This window comes from bacterium (genome assembly GCA_035945995.1).
Taxonomy (GTDB): Bacteria; Sysuimicrobiota; Sysuimicrobiia; order Sysuimicrobiales; family Segetimicrobiaceae; genus DASSJF01.
Genome location: DASYZR010000135.1, coordinates 1 through 17,437 on the forward strand (window position 1 = coordinate 1; position 17,437 = coordinate 17,437).

Consider the following 17,437-nt stretch of genomic DNA (forward strand, 5'->3'; position numbering starts at 1 on the left):
TCCACCCCGTCTCAGGCCATCCACTAAGACAGTACAGGCGGAGGATGGCGGCCGGACATACGGTGCGAGGTTGATCTCGGCTCGGGCAGCCGTCCGATGGGACCCGGGCTGGCACGCGCCCCGGCGGTTACGGAGGTGATCCCGGGCCGCTCCGTGTCGGGCGCCTCCGGCGCCGCCGCGGAGCGGCCACGCGTCGGCGGGCCGCGGAGAGCGCGGCGAGCGTCTCGAGGCGGAGCCCGAGACGCCGGCACAGCGCGTCATCCGGCCACCACTGATAGCGCTCGAGATCCACGGTCATGTCCCGCCGGACCCGGACGCCGTCGGTTTCGAGATCCCGTTTGTGGCCGGTGCGGCCGCCCGTGTACCCGGATGCGAGGCCGCCGAAGCGGTTCACGACTCTTCGCCAGGGAAGGCGGCGGCCGCCCTCGTGTGCGATCCATCCCACCTCCCGGCCGGCGCGCGGCCGGCCGGCGAGCAGCGCCAGCTGTCCGTACGTGACGACGCGGCCGCGCGGCACGCGCCGCAGGACGTCGTAGACGACGCGGCGGAAATCCGAGAGCCTACCGGTCGTGGTCATGCTCCCCGGCCGATTCGGGCATACATCCTTCGACGGTGTTGACGAGACCGGCGACGAAGCCGAAGCCGGGCACCTCGCGGCCGACGACCTCGACGAGATGGCCGTTGAACTCGTCGGCCGTGCCCCGGCCGCGGCCGCACCGCCGGAACCTCGTCATGCGGGTCAGCAGGACGGTGCGTGTGCCCACCGTCGCGAGTTCGATCGCCTGTTGAAGGTAGACGCCGAGGATGCGCTCGATTGAATCGTCCGCATCGCCGGCGGAGCGCACCGCGCCGCCGGCGGATACAACGAGCAGTGTCTCGGCCGGCGCGGGCGCCGGCCCGCCGGTTGCTATCAGCATCGCCGTCAAGAACGCGGCGCCGGCCGTGAGCGCTCCTCGGTTCATGCGGGATGGTTCACTGCGGCCGCGGTCCGTCCCCCCGGCGGCGGGAAACGTCCGCGCCGGCTGTGAGAATTGTTCTCAGCGCCGAGGCGCGGAGTAGGGCGTCCGGGTGAGACGGGGCTATCGTTCCGCTGTGCGGAACGCTCGCCAGGCCGCAACGGACGCCCGTTCGGAAGGGTTTTGCTCGCGAACTTGCAACCCGCTAAGTGGAGGGCGGGCCGGGGAGATTCCCTCGATTCCAAGGCCTCAAGGCCCGGACCCTCGCGTTATCTCCTTTTCTTGAAAATTTTCTCGGTTTCCCAGCAGGAAAATAGTAACGACTGTCGTATGTGCGTAAACCGAGGGGCAGAGTGGCCCCCCTGGACACTAAAAATCGAAAGGAGGGCCCCGTTTCATGGCAGCTAAGAAGAAGGCAGCCAAAAAGGGCAAGAAGCGCTAAATCGCGTTTTACCCGGGTTTCACCCGGAGGGCGCTGTCCGCCGAGGACAGGGCCCTCCGGCCGTCTGTCACGACGCCTCCGCCGTTTCGTCTCCCTCGGGGACTCCGCATGACCTCCTCCGGAACCGGACCCGCTCCGCATAACCTGCCCGCCGAACTGACGACCTTCATCGGGCGCCGGCGAGAGATCGCGCAGGTGAAGGCGTTCGTCTCCCGGACGCGCCTGTTGACGCTCATCGGCGCCGGGGGCGCCGGCAAGTCGCGCCTCGCCTTGCGTGTCGCGACCGAGCTCGTTGAGAGTGTTCCGGACGGCGCGTGGATCGTCGAGCTCGCTTCGCTGGCCGACCCGGCGCTCGTCCCGCAGCGCACGGCGGCCGCGCTCGACGTCCCCGAGCAGCCCGGGCGCGGAGTGGACGAGACCCTAGTGGAGGCGCTGCGGTCCAAGTCGCTCCTGCTCGTGCTCGACAATTGCGAACACCTCGCCGAGACCTGCGCGGACCTCGCCGGCCGGTTGCTGCGCAGCTGTCCCAATCTCCGGATTCTCGCGACGAGCCGGACTCCGCTCGGCGTGCCCGGTGAGACTCTGTGGCGGGTACCGTCGTTGTCGCTCCCGGATCCTGCCGGCGCCGCATCCGTCGACGAGGTGGAACGGTCCGAAGCCGTCCGGCTCTTCGTCGAGCGGGCGCGGGCCGGTGACCCGGCCTTCGCGCTGACGCCCGACAACGCGGCCGCCGTGGCCCAGGTGTGTCACCGCCTCGACGGGATGCCGCTGGCCATCGAATTGGCCGCGGCGCGCACCAACGTGCTGTCCGTCGAACAGATCGCGGCGCGTCTCGACGATCGGTTCGGGCTGCTGACCGGGGGAAGCGCGGCCGGCCTGCCCCGGCACCAGACGCTGCGCGCCACGATGGAGTGGAGTGACGGGCTGCTCGCTGAGCGCGAGCGGACGGTGCTGCGCCGGTTGTCCGTCTTTGCCGGCGGGTGGACGCTTGACGCGGCGGAGGCCGTGTGCGCCGGCGACGGTGTCGAGCGGGCCGAGGTGCTCGATGCGCTGAGCCGGCTCGTCGACGGTTCTCTCGTCATCGCGGAGACGCGGCACGGGGCGGCCCGGTACTGGATGCTGGAAACCGTCAGGCAGTACGGCCGCGATCGGTCGGCGGGGACGGACGACGCGGACCGGACCCGCCGCCGGCATTTGGCGTGGTATCTCGCCTTGGCGGAAGAGGCGGACGAGGGTCTCCGCGGGCCGCATGAAGCACTCTGGTTGGGGCGGCTGGAGACCGAACACGACAACCTCCTGGCGGCGCTGGACTGTGCCAGAACGGGTGCGGACGGCGAGCAGGCCGAGGTCCGGCTCGTCCGGGCATTGGAGTGGTTTTGGCACATCGTGGGATACTGGACCGAAGGCCGCGCGAGGCTCGAAGCGGTGCTCGCGCGGGCGGGCGGGGCATCGGCGCTCCTGCCCAAGGTCTTCGTGGGCGCCACGCGGTTGGCGTATCGGCAGGGCGATCGCCTGCGCGCGCGGGCGCGGTGCGAGGAAGGTCTGGCGGTGTCTCGTCGGGTCGGGGATCGCTCCGGGGAGGCGTGCTGCCTTCTGTGGCTGGGGATCCTCGCGATGGTCGAAGACGACGTCGATCGCGCGGCGCCCTTGCTCGAGGAGAGCCTCGCCTTGTACCGCGCGCTCCAAGACGGCTGGTGGACGGTCGAGGCGCTGTCGTTCCTCGGGAGTCTTGCGGTGATGCGGGGCGATTACGACCGGGCCCGGGCGCTCCATGAGGAGAGTCTCGCCGTCGCCCGGCAGACCGGGAACCGCAACAACATCACTACGGCCCTCCGCAACCTCGGCCACCTGGCCCTCCGCCGGGGCGACGATGAACGCGCCGCGGCCTACTATTCGGAGAGCCTGCAACTCTGCAGAAACGCGGAAATCGTGACGGTCGTCGTCGATTCCCGCGAGCCTCTGGAGGGGCGATCCGGGGCGCCGGCGGTCCTGTTGCTGCCCGGGGTGATTACCGAGTGCCTCGACGGCTTGGCGCGCGTGGCCTGCGTACGCGGGGCGTATGAGGACGCGGCCGCGTTGTTCGGTGCTGCGGAGGCATCGCTTGAGAGTCTCGGCGGCCAGCTGCCGCTGTGGTCTGATATCGCCGAACACGACCGCTATACTGCGGCGGCGCGCACCGCACTCGGAGATGCGCGGTTCGCGGCCGCCCGCGCACAAGGCCGCGCGATGACCCTCGCGCAGGCGGTGGACTTTGCGTTGGCCGCGACGGCGGGGAGTCCGCCTCCGGTCCGCGCCGGGCGGCCCGCCGGCGAGGCCGGCGCGTTGACGGCGCGGGAGCGAGAGGTGGCCGGGCTGGTCGCGCAAGGCCTGACCAATCGTGAGATCGCCGCCGCGCTCGTGGTCGCGGAACGCACGGCCGAAACGCACGTGCAGAACATCCTCAACAAATTGGGGTTCGGCTCGCGGGCCCAGATTGCCGCGTGGGCGGCGGAGCGAGGGTTGACGAAGCCCGTCGGGCCGCGGTAGCCGCCACGTAGCTCCGCCTTCGGGCCCAAAGATACGTACCGGCTACGGGGTTTCCTCGATGCCTCGGGCCCCGTCCCTTCCTATAGTGGTCCTGCCACGACCACGCCAACGGGAGGGATGCCGGGCATGCCAAAGTACGTGATCGAGCGCGATCTCGCCGGCGCGGGCACGCTGTCGCCTCACGAGCTCCGTGCCATTTCTCAGAAGTCCTGCGCGGTCCTGAACCAGATGGGCCCCGAGATCCAATGGGTCCACAGTTATATCACGGACGACAAGATCTACTGTCTGTACGTCGCGCCGAACAAGGCGATGGTGCGCGAGCACGCCCTGAAGGGTGGGTTCCCCGCCAACCGCGTGTCGGCGGTCCTGACGACCATCGACCCGACGACGGCGGAGGTCTAGGAGGCGCGCCAATGTGGAGACGTGTGCGGAGGACGGGTACTCTGATGCTGGCCGCGGCCGCGGTCTGGAGCGTGGGACTCGCCGCCTCGACGGCGCAATCCGCGCCGGACAGTGGCGTCGGCGCGCAACTCGCCGCGGCCCGGCTGGCGACGGCGAAGTACGCCACGGATCTGGCCCGGGCCGAGGCGGACGGCTACACGATCATCACGCCCATGATTCCCAACATGGGCTACCATTTTCTGAATCCGAAGATCCAGGGGTTCGACGTTACGAAGCCGCCGATTCTGGTCTACGTCCGGAAGGGCGGCGTCTGGCAGCTCGTCGCCCTCGAGTGGGTATGGCCCAAGACGCCGGCCGCGCCGCCGCTCCGCGGAGTCCGGTACGGCTCCTTCGGCGCTGCGTGCCACTACGCGGACGGATCCTTCCTCCCGTCCGGCATGGAAGTCATGTGCGCCAAGAAGAATCCCGAAACGGGCGCCGCCTTCGCGTTCTGGCATCCGCCGCTCGTGACGCTCCACGTCTGGATCTGGTATCCGAATCCGGGCGGGGTGTTCGGGGAGTTCAACCCGTTGCTGACGCCGTTCAACCGTGAGTGACGGAAGCCGGGGAAGGGCGCGCCGCGCCCTTCCCCGCTGCTGGCGTCGAGCCGCCCTCGCCGCCCTCGTCGCAGGCGCGCCCTTCTGGTGCCCCGTCCCACCGTCGACGGCCGCCGCCGCGTCCGCCCGGTCCGTCGCGTCGGTCGCGGGCGGGACCCTGCCGGCCTCGGCCCAGACGGTGCGCGTCGAGACGGCCGAATTCGTGTTTCGCCCGGCCGTGATCGCGGTGAGCGCAGGCCGTCCCGTTCGCCTCGTCTTCGCGAATCGCGGAAGGCTGGCCCACCAGTTCCAGGCGGACTACCTGCGCGCGCTCCCGGCGCGGATCTGGGATGACGCGACGCTCGCGGAGGTCCAGGGCGTCACCCTCGTTCGGGTCGAGCCCGCCGGCACGGCGTCGATCGAGTTCTATCCCCGGCGCCGGGGCCGCTTCGTCTTCGCCTGTACGATCGAGGGCCACCGCGAGGCGGGCATGCGGGGCGTGCTCGAGGTGAAGTGACCCCACGCTCCGCATGGTCTCCCCGCGCCCCGCGCAAGGGCCTGCCCCGCGCTCCGCGCGGGGCGGAGGATGCGCTCCCGTCGGGGCGGAAGCGGCATCGCATGGCGGATCCCCGGATCGACAAATTGGCCCGCGTGCTCGTCCATTACTCGATGAAGGTCCGGAAGGGCGACCTCGTCCGGATCGGGGGCACCGCGCTCGCCGCGCCCCACATCGCCGCTGCGTACCGGGAAGTGCTCCTCGCCGGCGGCCACCCGGCGGTGCGGTGCACGGTCGACGGCATCGAGGAAGCGTACTACAAGCTCGCGACCGACGAGCAGCTGCGGTTCGTGTCCGAGCTCGACCGGCGCGAAGTCGACACCCTCGACTGCGAGCTGCGGTACCTCGGCGCGTACAACACGCGCGCCCTCACCGGCGTGCCGCCCGACCGGATGCGGCTCCGCCGCGAGGCGATGCGCGACCTGATGAGCCGCTTCATGGAGCGGGCGGCCAGGCACGAGCTGCGCTGGTGTCTCACCCAGGCGCCGGCGCAGGCGGACGCGCAGGAAGGGGAGATGTCCCTTCGGGAGTACGAGGACTTCGTCTACACGGCGGGGCACCTCGACAAGGACGACCCGGTCGCGGAGTGGGAGCGGGTGGAGCGTGAGCAGGCGGCGGTCTGTGCCCGGCTCGGCACGGTCAAGACGATTCGCATCGTGGCCCCCGACACGGACCTCACGGTCGGCGTCGCCGGCCGGACATGGATCAGCGCGGCCGGCGAGCACAACTTTCCCGACGGCGAGGTCTTCACCGGCCCGGTCGAGACCGCGACCAACGGGACGGTGCGCTTTACGTTTCCGGCGATCTACGGCGGCCGCGAAGTCGCCGGCATCCGCCTCACGTTCAAGGAGGGGCGGGTCACCGACGCGCGCGCCGACAAGGGCGAAGAGTTTCTGCGGTCGATGCTGGACATCGACGCCGGGGCCCGGGTGCTCGGGGAATTCGCGTTCGGCCTCAACTACGAGATCCCGCGGTTTACGCGGAACATTCTCTTCGACGAAAAGATCGGCGGCACGCTCCACATGGCCCTCGGGGCCGCGTACCCCGACACCGGCGGCAAAAACGTCTCCGGCCTCCACTGGGACATGATCCTCGACCTGCGGGCCGGCGGGGCCGAGGCGCTCGCCGACGGCGAGGTGATCTACCGCAACGGGCGGTTTCTCGGCTGACTCACCGGATCAGTATCCCGCCGTTTACGTCGAGCGTCGCCCCGGTGATCCAGTCCGATCGGCGCGAGGCCAGGAACAGCGCGGCGTCCGCGACGTCCGCCGGCGTGCCGTCCCGCGGCACGGCGCGGCCCGCGTTCCACGCGGCGAAGAGCTCCGGGGCGTACTGGCGCGTCTGGTCGGTCAGAATCGGGCCCGGCGCGATCGCGTTGACGTAGATCCCGGCGTCCCCGAGCTCTCTCGCGAGCGTCTGGGTCAGGCCGATCATCGCGGCCTTGGCCGCGGCGTAGTTGACCCCGACGCCGGGCCGCCCCGTCCGGGCGGCGAGGGACGAGACGTTGACGATCTTGCCGCGGCGCTGCCGCCGCATTGCCGGTACGGCGGCCCGGCAGCAGATGAACGTACCCGTGACGTGCACCCGCATCACCGACTCGAACATCTCGACCGTCATCTCGTCGATCGGCCGGTGGCGCGAGATCCCGGCGTTGTTGACGAGCACGTCGAGGCGGCCGAACCGCGCGAGCGTTTCCGACACCGCCCGGTCCACCGCGGACTCACTCGTGACGTCGACCGGAGCGCCGAGCACCGCAGTACCGTGGGAGTCCAGGCGGGCGGCGGCCTCCGCGGCCGCGTCGCCATCGACGTCCCACACCACGACCCGGGCGCCCTCGGCGAAGAACCGTTCGGCGATGGCCCGCCCGAGGCCGCGCCCGGCGCCGGTGACCACCGCCACAAGGCCGTCCAGCTCCACCCGGCGCCTCAGCGGTCCCGGAACGCTTCCTCGACGAACGCGGTGAGTTTTTCGAACTCGGCCTGCGTCTGTTCGCTCACGGTCTCCGCCATTTCGGCGAACCGCGGCCCCTCGTGCGCCTTCACCTGGATGTTCGCGAGCATCATGCTCTCGAGCTCCTGCAGCAGCGCGAGCACGTCGTCCTTGGCGTAGGGGCCCCACTCGCCGGCGGCGAGCCGCCGGAGAAACTCGTCGAGCGGCACCATCTCGTCCTGGCAGGTCTGCTGGTAGATCTCCCAGAGCGCCTCGTTCATTCGTGGTGCGCCTCGAGGTGCTTCTCCGCGTCCATCGCCGCCATGCAGCCGAACGCCGCGGCGGTGACCGCCTGGCGGTAGCGGTGATCGTGGCAGTCGCCGGCCGCGAACACCCCCTTGACGCTGGTCATCGTGTGCCCGTGCAGCACCACGTAGCCGGCGGCGTCCAGCTCGATCTGGCCGCGGAAGAGCTCGGTGTTGGGATGGTGGCCGATCGCGACGAACAGGCCGTCGGCCCGGAACTCCTCCACGCGGCCGTTGGTGCGCAGCCGCAGGCCGGTGACCGCCCCGTCGCCGAGGATGTCTTCGACCACGGTGTTCCAGCGCACGCCGATCTTCTCGTTGCGGAGCGCCCGCGCCGCCATGATCTTGCTCGCGCGGAACTTGTCCCGGCGGTGGATGATCGTGACCTTGTCGGCGAACTTGGCCAGGAACAGCGCTTCTTCCATCGCGGAGTCCCCGCCGCCGACGACGGCGACCTCCTTGCCCCGAAAGAAGAACGCGTCGCACGGCGCGCACGAGGAGACGCCGTGGCCGACGAGGCGCCGTTCGTTCGGCAGGCCGAGCCAGTTGGTGCCGGCGCCGGTCGCGACGATGACGGCGCGGGCGCGGAGGACGCCGGAGTGGGTCGTGATCTCGAACGGCCGGTGGCGGAGATCCACCGCGGTCGCGTCGTGGTCCACGAACTCGACCTCGAACCGCTCGGCCTGCCGGCGCATGGTCTCCATGAGCTCGGGACCCATGATCGCGTGCTCGAACCCGGGAAAGTTCTCGACCTCGGACGTCAGCGTCAGCTGCCCGCCCGGCTGGCCGCCGGCCACCACGACCGGGCGGAGCGCCGCGCGGGCGGCGTAGATGGCCGCGGTGAGGCCGGCCGAGCCGGACCCCAGAATCACCACGTTTCGGATGCCGTCGCTGCGCGTGTCGGTTGTCACGGATGCGTCACCCCAGTCCCTGGAACGTCACCAGGCCGCGGAATCTTCCCCCGGCGCGCGGCGCGACCCGAGCCGGTGTACGTGGACGAAATTCGTGCGGCCGCGGGCGATCAGCGGCATGGAGCCGACGAGCGCCACGATGTCCCCCCGGCCCGCCAGCCGCCGCCGGACCAGTTCGCGGTCCAGCACGCCGATCATGATCTCCGTGCTCCGCTGGAACGGCAGGACGAGCGGCGTCACGCCCCACCACAGGGCGAGACTCCGCGCGACCCGCTCGTCCTCCGTGCACGCGAGCACCTGCGCCGGCAGCCGCCGCTGGGAGAGGAGGCGGGCGGTCCGGCCGGTCGTCGTCAGCGCGACGACCAGCGCGACCGCGAGATCCTCCGTGAGCGCCTGCGTCGCCGCGCCGATCGAGTACGCGACGCTCGGCCGCGGCAGGCGCCGCGCGCCCCCCGCGAATCCGCCGCCCGCGCCGATCCGCCCCGCGGCGTTGAGTCGCGCCCCCCGCTCGACGGCTTTCGCGATTTGGGCCATCGTCTCGACCGCCTGCACGGGAAACCGTCCGGCGGCGGTCTCGGCCGACAGCATTACCGCGTCGGTCCCGTCGAGAACGGCGTTCGCCACGTCCGAAGTCTCGGCGCGCGTGGGGCGCTCGGCCCGCACCATCGATTCTAGCATCTGCGTCGCGGTGATGACCGGGATGCCGCGCGCGTTGGCCCGGCGGATGATCCGCTTCTGCAGCAGGGGGACCTGTTCGGCCGGCAGCTCGACCCCGAGATCGCCGCGGGCGACCATCACGGCGTCGGCCTCGTTGACGATCTCGTCGAGGTGGGCGATCGCCTCCGCCTTTTCGAGTTTCGCCACGAGCGGGACGGCGCGTCCGAGGCGGCGCAGCACGCGCCGTGCGTGGCGGAGGTCCGCCGCGGTGCGCACGAAGCTGAGCGCGACCACGTCCACGCCGTGCCGGAGCCCGAACGCCAGGTCCGCGATGTCCTTCGGCGTGAGCGCCCGCGCGCGGAGCCGCACGCCGGGCAGGTTGACGCCTTGATGCTCGCCCAGGAGCCCGCCGCGGACGACGCGGCAGAGGATCTCCGAGCCCCGCCGGCCCGTGACGGTCAGTTCGATCGTGCCGTCCTTCATTAGTATGCGCGATCCGCGGCGCACGACGCGCCCCAGGCCGGCGAAGGGAATGGGGATGCGGCCGCCCCCCGCCGTCCGCCCCGCCGTGAGGGCGACCGTGGTCCCGTCGCGGAGGTCGACGGGCGACGGGAGCCGGCCGACGCGGATCTTCGGGCCCTGGAGGTCTTGCAGGATCGCGAGGGGGACGCCCGCCTCGCGGGCGAGCCGCCGGAGCGCGCGGATCGTGCGGCCGTGCTCCGCGCGCGTCCCGTGAGAAAAGTTGAGCCGGGCGACGTCCATGCCGGCGGCGAGGAGGCGCCGGAGGACCGCCTCGGATTCGCTGGCCGGGCCCAGCGTGGCGACGATCTTGGTCCGCCGGAGGCGGTCCGAGTCGCCGGTGGGCGTGCGCGTGCCGTCGTCCGCCATGCGTGTGTTCCCCGCGGAGCATTCGCCGCCGCCGGGAGGGAACCCGTTTGAGGGGACGCAAGCCTACGGGGCGCCGTTAACTGAGGGGCCGGAGGTGCCGGGATGGCCATCATGGCGATCAGCGTGACGCCGATCGGGACCGCGTCCACGGGCGTCGGCGAATTTGTCGCCGAAGCGGTCCGGGTGATCGAGCGCAGCGGGCTGCGGTACGAGCTGAACGCGATGCACACGGTCGTCGAGGGCGATCTCGCGGCCCTCCTGCGCCTCGTGGGCGACATTCATGGGGCGCTGTTTGCGCGCGGCGCGCGCCGGCTCTCCACGGTCATCAAACTCGACGACCGCCGCGACGCGCCGTCGACGATCGAGGGCAAGGTCCGTTCCGTACGGGCGCGAATATAGGGCCATGAACCGCCAAATCGTCGCGCCGCCGGCATCGGCGCCGTCGGCCGCGTGGTGAACTGGGTCGCGTGGGTCAACCGGTGGTTTGAGCGCCGGTTCGACATCCGGGAAATCGGGGCCGGCGGCTACATCCTCAAGCTGCAATTGGCCCGCCATCACGGACCGCGCTACGTCTTCGGCGACGGGACCGTGGTGAACCCCGGTGATCCGGTCGGCGAGTTCCACATGGAGAACGAGCGGACGGCGCGGTTGCACGACGAAGGCCGGCCCGGCCTCCGGTTCCGGCGGGAGGTGTTCCGGCTGCTTCCGGCGCTGGCCGAGGACCTGCGGGACCGGCCGGAATATCACGACATCCAAGCGATCTGCGGCGCGAGCCTGTTTTGGGCCGAGGCGGAGCGTGCCGGCTTCGAGCACCGCCCGCTGCCGGCGTTCACGCGATGGTGGCTCACCTGGTGGGAGCGCTTCCTCCTGGCGCGCTACCATCCCGAGGGCCGCCGGCGCCTCACTGAGGGGCGCCGCGTCGAACTGCGGCAGGTCTGGTTGACCCGCACCACCATCGAGCGTCTCGTGGCGCGGCAGGCCGAGCGGACCGGCCGGGCGCGGCGGTAGCGCGGATCTACCCGAGCGCGAGCCCTGCGAGGCCCGCCACCATCGCGCCGGCCGCCACGATGCGGCGGGGCGCGTCGCCTTCGCCGAGCAGGCGGGTCCCCATCAGCGCGCCCACCAGGATGCTGATTTCCCGCGCCGGGGCAACGTAGCTCACCGGGGTGAACACCATCGCGGTCAACACCAGGATGTACGGCATCGGGCTCAGCAGGCCGACGAGGAGGATCTCGCGCCGGCTGCGCGCCCACAGGTCCCGGACGCCGGCCCGGCGGGCCAGCGCGACCGGGGCCAGCAGGGCGGCGCGCCCGAGATTGTCGCCCCAGTCCAGCACCACCGGCGGGATCGCAAACGTCGTCACCGCGCGTTTGTCCCACAGCGAGTAGCCGGCGATGCACACGCCGGTCAGCAGCGCGTAGGCCGCCGCCTGGCGCGCGTGGCGCTGCCGCAACGCCTCGGGGCCCATGGTCAAAAGGATGATCCCGCCGGCGATGAGGGCCGTGCCGGCGAGGGCGGCCGGCCCGGGCCGTTCGCCGAAGAATACGAGCGCGGCCGCGGTCGTGAGGATCGGGCCGGTGCCGCGCGCGATCGGGTAGACCAGCGACAGGTCGCCGAGCCGGTACCCGCGCTGCAGCAGCAGGAAGTACGCGCTGTGCAGCACCGCCGTGCCGGCGATCATGACGAGCTGCACCGGGCCGAACTGGGGCCGCTGCCAGAGCACGACGGCGATCGCCAGCGGCAGATACAGGATCGCCGCGACGAGCGAGAACAGACAGAGGAACACGGCGCCGCCGTGGGTGCGTTTGGCGATCAGGTTCCAGGTGGCGTGAACGGCGGCGGCGGCGAGGATCAGCGCGAGCGCGGCGCCCGTCACGGCGTCGAGTGCCGGGCGAGGCTGCGCGCGGCGCCGGTCACGCCGGCGGAGGGGCGGGTTCGGCGAGCAGCTCGCAGGTCACTTACGGCTCGGCCGCGTCGACCCGCCAGCGCGTCGAGGCCCCGGCGGCCACGAGCAGCAGCCCGCCGCTCAGATAGAAGGGCGATGCGGGATTGGCCCACTGCCAGAGGAGCCCGCCGATGAGCGGCCCGACGACGCCGCCCATGCCCTCGATCGTCATCGCGAACCCCAGCCCGGCGCCGCGCACGTCTTGGGGCAGCAGGCGCACGAGGATGCTGTTCCACGCCGGCAGCACGAAGGCGTAGCCGACGCCGATCGCGGCGAAGTCGAGCGCCAGGAGCCACAGCGTGTTGCAGAAGGGGATGAGCAGGAGCAGCACCGCCACGCTCCCGAGCGCAAGCGCGTAGGTCCGCCGCCATCCGAGCCGGTCGCCGAGGTGGCCGGCGTGGGTCATGAGCGCCAGGCCCATGCCGGGTCCGAGCAGGAGCAGCAGCAGCAACTCCCGTTCGTCGAGGCCGCGGACGATCTCGAGGTACGGCACCATGATCGGGATCAGGATGCCCGCCGCGATGATCTGGGGCACGAGACTCGCCGCCAGCATGACGAGCGAGCGAAGCATCTCGGCGAGCGCGCGGCGGGGGGACGTCCGGGGCCCGGCGCGCAGCTCCCGCGGCTCGGCCGGGATGCGCTGCGCGATGATGGCCGCGGCCAGGAGCGGCAGGACGAACAGCCGGAGGGAGATCGGATGCTGCGCGCGGCTGACGAGGGTCGCGACGGCGATGCCGAGGCCGCCGCCGAGGAACCATGTCGAAAAGACGCGTCCGAGTTCCCGCCCGACCTTCGGCGCCGCGCCGCGGGTGAGCCGCGTCAGCGCCGCCGGCCACAGGGGCGACGCGCCGGCTCCCATCGCCGCGAGCGCGACGAACACTTCCCACGTGTGCGTCGCGTAGACGAGCCAGGCAAACGCGCCGACGTAGATCCAGAATCCCCACAACAACATCTTCCGCGTGCCGATCCGGTCCACCATCCAGCCGGCCAGCAGCTTGAGGGCGACCTCGGTGAAGAAGTAGGTCGAGACCGCGGCCCCCGTGGTCCCCATGGCCCATCCGAAGCGGATCGTGAGCATGGTGGGCAGGAGGACGAGCAGCAGCGCGCCGTGGACAAACTCGACAAGCGCGATGGTGAGGGCCAGCAGACCTGTTTCGTTGCGGGGCGTCACCGGGCCGGTTGGGGGATCGTGAGCGACGTCTCCGCCGGTTCGCGATGCAGGGACAGCAGACCGGCGAGCTGTGCCGTCACGATCTCCGCCGCGTCCGGCCGTGCCAGCGAGTCCGCGGCGTCCGCCATGGCGGCGAGGCGGGCCGGGTCGCCGAGGAGCGTTTCGAGGTGGGACACGAGCTCCTGAGGGGTCCGGGGCGCGAGCGCGGCGCCGCGTTCCAGGAGGAAGCGCGTGTTGCCTTCCTCCTGGCCGGGAATCGGCCGGTAGATCACCATCGGCAGCCGCTTGACGAGCGCTTCGCTGACCGTGACGCCGCCCGCCTTGGTGATCAGCACGTCGCTGACCGTCATCAACTCTTCCACCGTGTCCACGTACCCGACGACGTGGAAGGGATGCGGCGAGCCGGCCGTGCGGGCGCGCACCTGGTCGGCGAGCCCGCGATCGTACCCGCAGACGACGAGCACTTGGATCGGCTGCGGGAACTCCGCGAGGACCCGCACCACGTCGAGCACGCCGCCCAGCATCGCGTAGGCCCCCGCCATCACGAGGACCGCCGGCGCGCCGCGCCCGAGCCCGTACGCCTCACGCAGCGCCGCGCGGTCGAGCGGACGCAGGAACTTGCGCTCGACCGGCAGGCCCGAGACGACGATCCGCTCCGCGGGGATCCCGCGCGCCACGAGGCCGTCCCGGACGTTCTCGTTGGGCACGCAATAGACGTCGACCCCGGGATGGATCCACTGGCTGTGCGTGACGTAGTCGGTGATGACAGTGAGGCACGGGACCGTCGTCCGTCCGGCCAGCCGCAGGTCCGACATCGTCCCGGCCGGCGTGCAGTGGACGCAGCAGACGGCGTCGGGACGGGTCTCGGCGAGGTAGCGGCCGAGTCGCTCCATCCCCATCCGGTTGATGAGCCGCTGGATCGTCGAGTCCGGGCGGATCTCGCCCGTGAGCTTGTAGAAGAGCCCGTACAACCCCGGCGCCCGGCGGACGCTCTGGATGTACGAGAACTTGGTGAACGCGTCGAAGATGGGATGGACGAAGCGGGCGAAGTAGTCGACGATCTCGGCGCTGCCGCCGGTGCGGGCTTCCCACTCCGCGGCCACGGTCTCCGCGACGCGCTTGTGCCCCCCGCCGTAATTGCAGGACAGGATCGCGAGCCGCATTTCGGACCTACGCGCGCCCCGCCAGGCTCCCGGCCGGCACCGTCGTGAGAACCGGTGTCGCAACCAGCGCCGGCGGCGTCGGGTGGATCACGGCGATGCGCGCGGGCAGGAGCGACAGCGTAAACGCGCTCGCCGCCCCCGCGAGGCTGCCGTCGACCTGCGCCTCGCGCCGCTGGTCGAGGCGAATCGACACCTGCGAGCAGCGCTGGACGCTCAGTTCGGGCACCGGCAGGCGCCGGAGCAGCCGCGCGGTCTTGCGGAACCGCCGCGTCGCGAGTTCTTGCAAGAGATAGACGTCGAGGAGCCCGTCCGTGAGGCTCGGCGACGGCAGCGCGAGCAGCCGCTCGCCGTAGATGCGGCCGTTGGCGACCGCGATCATCAGCGCCCGTCCGCTGAAGGACCGCCCGTCCGATTCGATCTCCACGTTGAAGGGCTCGAAGCCGGACGACAGCAGCATGAGCGCCGCCACGTAGTACACGGAGCGGTTGCGGGCGAACCGATAGCGGGCGCGCAGCGCGTTCGTCATCTTGACCACCTCGACGTCCGCGCCGAGCCCGAAGGTGTTGAGGAAGTACCGGCCGTTCACCACGCCGACGTCGATCGGGCACACGCGTCCGCGCAGGAGCGTCTGGATCGCCTTGCGGGGATTCTTGGACAGCCCGAGCGAGCGCACGGTTTCGTTGCCGGTGCCGCAGGCCACGATGCCGAGCGGGACGTCCGCGCCGCTGGCGATGAGCCCGTTGACGGCGCCGTTGATCGTGCCGTCCCCGCCGAGCGCGACCACCTGCCCGACCTCGTCGGCCCTGGAGTGCAGCGCGGACGCCAACAGCGACGCCGTTGCATCGCCGGTCGGCGTCACGATGAGGTCGTACTCGCGTCCGGCGCGTCGCAGGGCGCTCGTGACAAGGGGCAGCGCGTCACGCGCGCGTCCGCCGCCGGAGCGGAGGTTGGCCACGATCAGCGTCAGAGCCATTCCATCACTCCTCCGCGGCGGCCGAGCATACGATGTGCTTCAATGGGCTCAACCCTACCATTATGGCCGGAGGAGCCTGGGCATGTCAAACCACGACCCTAATACTTAGCATCCGGAGTCCTCCGTCCCTTCCCCGCGCCGCCAGGAATCGCCCCGGGCGGATCGAAATGCCAACAGGCCGGCGCGCGTTCGCGCCGTTGCCCCGTCGCATTCCGGCTCACGCCGCAGGCCCAAGAGGCAGGCCGCCCGGGCTTGTATGCCTGCGGCGTCATCATCTTCCGTGGAGGTGCGGGCGTGGCGTACAGCTGTGGCGCGTCGGAGTTCGGGGTGCGGCCGCAGGCTGCCGGACGCCGCGGCATGGTCGCGTCCGCCAACCCGCTCGCGACGCAGGCCGGGCTGCGCATGTTTGCGGCCGGCGGCAACGCGGTCGACGCCGCGATTGCGACGGCCGCGGCGATCACGGTCGTGGAGCCGTACTTCTCGAGCGTCGGGGGCATCGGGCTCGCGGTGGTGTCGCTCCCCGGCGGGGAGACGCGCACCCTGAACTTCATGGGCCGCAGCCCGCGCGCGGTGCGGCCCGATCTGTTCACGGTCGAGACCCAGGATCTCGGTCCTCTCGCCGCCATGGTGCCCGGCAACGTCGCGGGGTGGGCCCGCCTGCTCGCCGAGTACGGCAGCCTGCCGTTTGCGCAGGTGCTCGAGCCGGCGATCGAGCTCGCGGAGCGCGGCGTGCCCGTGACCGCGTTCGATCACGCGCGGACCTCCGCCGTGGTGCAGCGGCTGCTGCCGTTCCCCGACGCGACGCGCACGTACCTCAACCGCGGGCGGCCGTATCTGCCCGGCGAGATCCTGCGCCAGCGCGGGCTCGCGGCCACGCTGCGAACCCTGGCCGCCGACGGGTGGCAGGCGTTCTACGAAGGCAGCATCGGCGATACGATCAGCGGGTACCTCGGGGCGCAGGGCGGGCTCATAGCGCGGGCCGATCTGCGGGACTATCCCGCCACGCTGCGTTGGGAGGCCCCGATCGCCGCCCGGTACCGGGGCTACGAGATCCGGACCACGCCGCCGCCGAGCAGCGCCGTCCAGGTGCTGCAGACGCTCCGCGTCCTCGAGGCGTTCGACGTGGCGGGGCTCGATCCGCTCGGTCCCGACTATCTTGCGCTCGCCGCGGAGGCGATTCGCCTCGCCCGCCTGGACGCGGCCGCCCACGTCGCCGATCCGCGGTTCGTGGACGTGCCGATCGCGTGGATGCTCTCCGACGAACGGGTGGCCGAGCTGACCGCCGAGGTCCGCCGCCGCCTCAAGCCGGCGCGGGCCTCACGCGGGCGGCGGCCGGTGCGCGCCCGGATCCGCAAAGCCCGCCGCGCTCCCGAGCGGTCGACGACGCACCTCGCCGCCGCGGACGCCGGCGGGCTCGCGATCAACATCACCCAGACGATCGGGAGCGGCTACGGCTGCGGCGTCGTGGTCGGCGACACCGGGATCGTGCTGAACAACGGGCACCACTGGTGCACGCTGATCCCGGGCGACAAGAACGTGATCGCGCCCGAGAAGCGCCGCGAGTCGCCCGCGGGCCCGACGCACGCGTTTGGCGTGCGCGAGTCCCCGATGTCCTCGGCCCAGTCCTTCGGCATCGATCCGCTCGGCCCGGCGCACGCCGCGCGGGCGGGCCGGCTCGTGTTTCTCATCGGCACGCCGGGCTCCTACGGCATCCCGCAGACCACGGCGCAGATGATCGTCGGCCTCATCGACTTCGGCCGCGGCATCCAGGACGCGATCGCGGCGCCGCGATTCCGGTGGAAGGACGACGTCGGCGACCCGATGCCGCCCAAGACCCTGCTGATCGAGAGCCGCTTCACCCCATCGGTCCGGAAGACGCTCGCCTCCCGCGGGTACGCCCTCGAGGTGCTGGAAGACTGGTCGGTCCGCGTCGGCGGCGCGCAGGGCATCGTCGTGCGCGAGGACGGGTGGATGATGGGCGGGGCCGATCCCCGCCGGAACGGCTATGCCATGGGATGGTAACCTCTCACCGGCTCGA

Annotated in this window: 18 protein-coding genes; 8 read left to right on the forward strand and 10 right to left on the reverse strand. The window is 71.4% G+C overall.

All coding sequences use genetic code 11. From position 1 onward, the window contains the following. Positions 1-127 precede the first annotated feature (127 nt). Entirely contained in the window at positions 128-577 is a 450-nt protein-coding gene (locus VGZ23_15225) for an MGMT family protein (protein ID HEV2358943.1), read from the reverse strand. Beyond that, positions 561-962 (reverse strand): hypothetical protein, encoded by a 402-nt coding sequence (locus VGZ23_15230; protein ID HEV2358944.1) that lies wholly within the window; start codon positions 960-962, stop codon positions 561-563. The genes VGZ23_15225 and VGZ23_15230 overlap by 17 nt, the downstream gene beginning before the upstream one ends. A 544-nt stretch (positions 963-1,506) precedes the next feature. Between VGZ23_15230 and VGZ23_15235 the strand changes: the two genes are divergently transcribed. From VGZ23_15235 to VGZ23_15255, 5 genes are all read left to right on the forward strand, one after another. Next, on the forward strand, positions 1,507-3,924 hold the full coding sequence (locus tag VGZ23_15235) for a LuxR C-terminal-related transcriptional regulator (GenBank protein ID HEV2358945.1): 2,418 nt from the start codon (positions 1,507-1,509) through the stop codon (positions 3,922-3,924). Between the two features lie 126 nt (positions 3,925-4,050). Next, positions 4,051-4,326 carry a DUF4242 domain-containing protein gene (locus VGZ23_15240; protein ID HEV2358946.1) on the forward strand — a complete coding sequence of 92 codons (276 nt, stop codon included), beginning with the start codon at positions 4,051-4,053 and terminating at the stop codon, positions 4,324-4,326. Positions 4,327-4,337: 11 nt separating this feature from the next. Beyond that, positions 4,338-4,922 carry a hypothetical protein gene (locus tag VGZ23_15245; GenBank protein HEV2358947.1) on the forward strand — a complete coding sequence of 195 codons (585 nt, stop codon included), beginning with the start codon at positions 4,338-4,340 and terminating at the stop codon, positions 4,920-4,922. Continuing rightward, entirely contained in the window at positions 4,915-5,418 is a 504-nt protein-coding gene (locus tag VGZ23_15250; protein HEV2358948.1) for a cupredoxin domain-containing protein, read from the forward strand. Before VGZ23_15245 ends, VGZ23_15250 begins: the two co-directional genes overlap by 8 nt. A gap of 101 nt (positions 5,419-5,519) precedes the next feature. Next, the gene (locus tag VGZ23_15255; protein ID HEV2358949.1) at positions 5,520-6,626 is read left to right on the forward strand and encodes an aminopeptidase; all 1,107 of its coding nucleotides are present in this window, start codon (positions 5,520-5,522) and stop codon (positions 6,624-6,626) included. A 1-nt stretch (position 6,627) separates the two neighbouring features. Here VGZ23_15255 and VGZ23_15260 read toward each other — a convergent pair whose 3' ends face one another. Genes VGZ23_15260 through pyk form a run of 4 tightly spaced genes read right to left on the reverse strand, consistent with a single transcriptional unit; the run spans position 6,628 to position 10,147 of the window. Continuing rightward, positions 6,628-7,374 (reverse strand): SDR family NAD(P)-dependent oxidoreductase, encoded by a 747-nt coding sequence (locus VGZ23_15260; protein ID HEV2358950.1) that lies wholly within the window; start codon positions 7,372-7,374, stop codon positions 6,628-6,630. Positions 7,375-7,382: 8 nt separating this feature from the next. Further along, entirely contained in the window at positions 7,383-7,667 is a 285-nt protein-coding gene (locus VGZ23_15265; protein HEV2358951.1) for a hypothetical protein, read from the reverse strand. Further along, positions 7,664-8,602 (reverse strand): thioredoxin-disulfide reductase, encoded by a 939-nt coding sequence (gene trxB / locus VGZ23_15270; GenBank protein HEV2358952.1) that lies wholly within the window; start codon positions 8,600-8,602, stop codon positions 7,664-7,666. Before trxB ends, VGZ23_15265 begins: the two co-directional genes overlap by 4 nt. Before the next feature lie 27 nt (positions 8,603-8,629). Next, a complete protein-coding gene (gene pyk, locus VGZ23_15275) occupies positions 8,630-10,147 on the reverse strand; it encodes a pyruvate kinase (GenBank protein ID HEV2358953.1) in 1,518 nt (505 codons plus the stop codon). Between the two features lie 102 nt (positions 10,148-10,249). On the opposite strand from pyk, the gene VGZ23_15280 reads away from it, so the two are divergent. After that, positions 10,250-10,546 carry an MTH1187 family thiamine-binding protein gene (locus VGZ23_15280; GenBank protein HEV2358954.1) on the forward strand — a complete coding sequence of 99 codons (297 nt, stop codon included), beginning with the start codon at positions 10,250-10,252 and terminating at the stop codon, positions 10,544-10,546. Positions 10,547-10,600: 54 nt separating this feature from the next. Continuing rightward, the gene (locus VGZ23_15285) at positions 10,601-11,155 is read left to right on the forward strand and encodes a hypothetical protein (protein ID HEV2358955.1); all 555 of its coding nucleotides are present in this window, start codon (positions 10,601-10,603) and stop codon (positions 11,153-11,155) included. A gap of 7 nt (positions 11,156-11,162) precedes the next feature. Here the strand turns inward: VGZ23_15285 and VGZ23_15290 are convergent, their stop codons facing one another. The 4 genes from VGZ23_15290 to VGZ23_15305 form a co-directional block, all read right to left on the reverse strand. Continuing rightward, positions 11,163-12,023: an EamA family transporter gene (locus VGZ23_15290; protein HEV2358956.1), complete on the reverse strand. Its 861-nt coding sequence runs from the start codon at positions 12,021-12,023 to the stop codon at positions 11,163-11,165. Between the two features lie 82 nt (positions 12,024-12,105). After that, complete coding sequence (locus tag VGZ23_15295; GenBank protein ID HEV2358957.1) at positions 12,106-13,263, reverse strand: MFS transporter; 1,158 nt, start codon at positions 13,261-13,263, stop codon at positions 12,106-12,108. Then, entirely contained in the window at positions 13,260-14,426 is a 1,167-nt protein-coding gene (locus VGZ23_15300) for a glycosyltransferase (GenBank protein ID HEV2358958.1), read from the reverse strand. Before VGZ23_15300 ends, VGZ23_15295 begins: the two co-directional genes overlap by 4 nt. A gap of 7 nt (positions 14,427-14,433) precedes the next feature. Beyond that, on the reverse strand, positions 14,434-15,399 hold the full coding sequence (locus tag VGZ23_15305) for a diacylglycerol kinase family protein (GenBank protein ID HEV2358959.1): 966 nt from the start codon (positions 15,397-15,399) through the stop codon (positions 14,434-14,436). 294 nt (positions 15,400-15,693) lie between these two features. On the opposite strand from VGZ23_15305, the gene VGZ23_15310 reads away from it, so the two are divergent. Further along, positions 15,694-17,421: a gamma-glutamyltransferase gene (locus VGZ23_15310; protein HEV2358960.1), complete on the forward strand. Its 1,728-nt coding sequence runs from the start codon at positions 15,694-15,696 to the stop codon at positions 17,419-17,421. The last annotated feature ends 16 nt before the right edge of the window (positions 17,422-17,437 follow it).

Bases quoted from the DNA above. Each gene is read 5' to 3' on its own strand.
- pyk (HEV2358953.1), bottom strand. From the start codon at position 10,147: ATGGCGGACGACGGCACGCGCACGCCCACCGGCGACTCGGACCGCCTC.
- VGZ23_15235 (HEV2358945.1), top strand. From the start codon at position 1,507: ATGACCTCCTCCGGAACCGGACCCGCTCCGCATAACCTGCCCGCCGAA.
- VGZ23_15230 (HEV2358944.1), bottom strand. From the start codon at position 962: ATGAACCGAGGAGCGCTCACGGCCGGCGCCGCGTTCTTGACGGCGATG.
- VGZ23_15300 (HEV2358958.1), bottom strand. From the start codon at position 14,426: ATGCGGCTCGCGATCCTGTCCTGCAATTACGGCGGGGGGCACAAGCGC.
- VGZ23_15265 (HEV2358951.1), bottom strand. From the start codon at position 7,667: ATGAACGAGGCGCTCTGGGAGATCTACCAGCAGACCTGCCAGGACGAG.
- VGZ23_15240 (HEV2358946.1), top strand. From the start codon at position 4,051: ATGCCAAAGTACGTGATCGAGCGCGATCTCGCCGGCGCGGGCACGCTG.
- VGZ23_15245 (HEV2358947.1), top strand. From the start codon at position 4,338: ATGTGGAGACGTGTGCGGAGGACGGGTACTCTGATGCTGGCCGCGGCC.
- VGZ23_15305 (HEV2358959.1), bottom strand. From the start codon at position 15,399: ATGGCTCTGACGCTGATCGTGGCCAACCTCCGCTCCGGCGGCGGACGC.
- VGZ23_15255 (HEV2358949.1), top strand. From the start codon at position 5,520: ATGGCGGATCCCCGGATCGACAAATTGGCCCGCGTGCTCGTCCATTAC.
- VGZ23_15280 (HEV2358954.1), top strand. From the start codon at position 10,250: ATGGCCATCATGGCGATCAGCGTGACGCCGATCGGGACCGCGTCCACG.
- VGZ23_15225 (HEV2358943.1), bottom strand. From the start codon at position 577: ATGACCACGACCGGTAGGCTCTCGGATTTCCGCCGCGTCGTCTACGAC.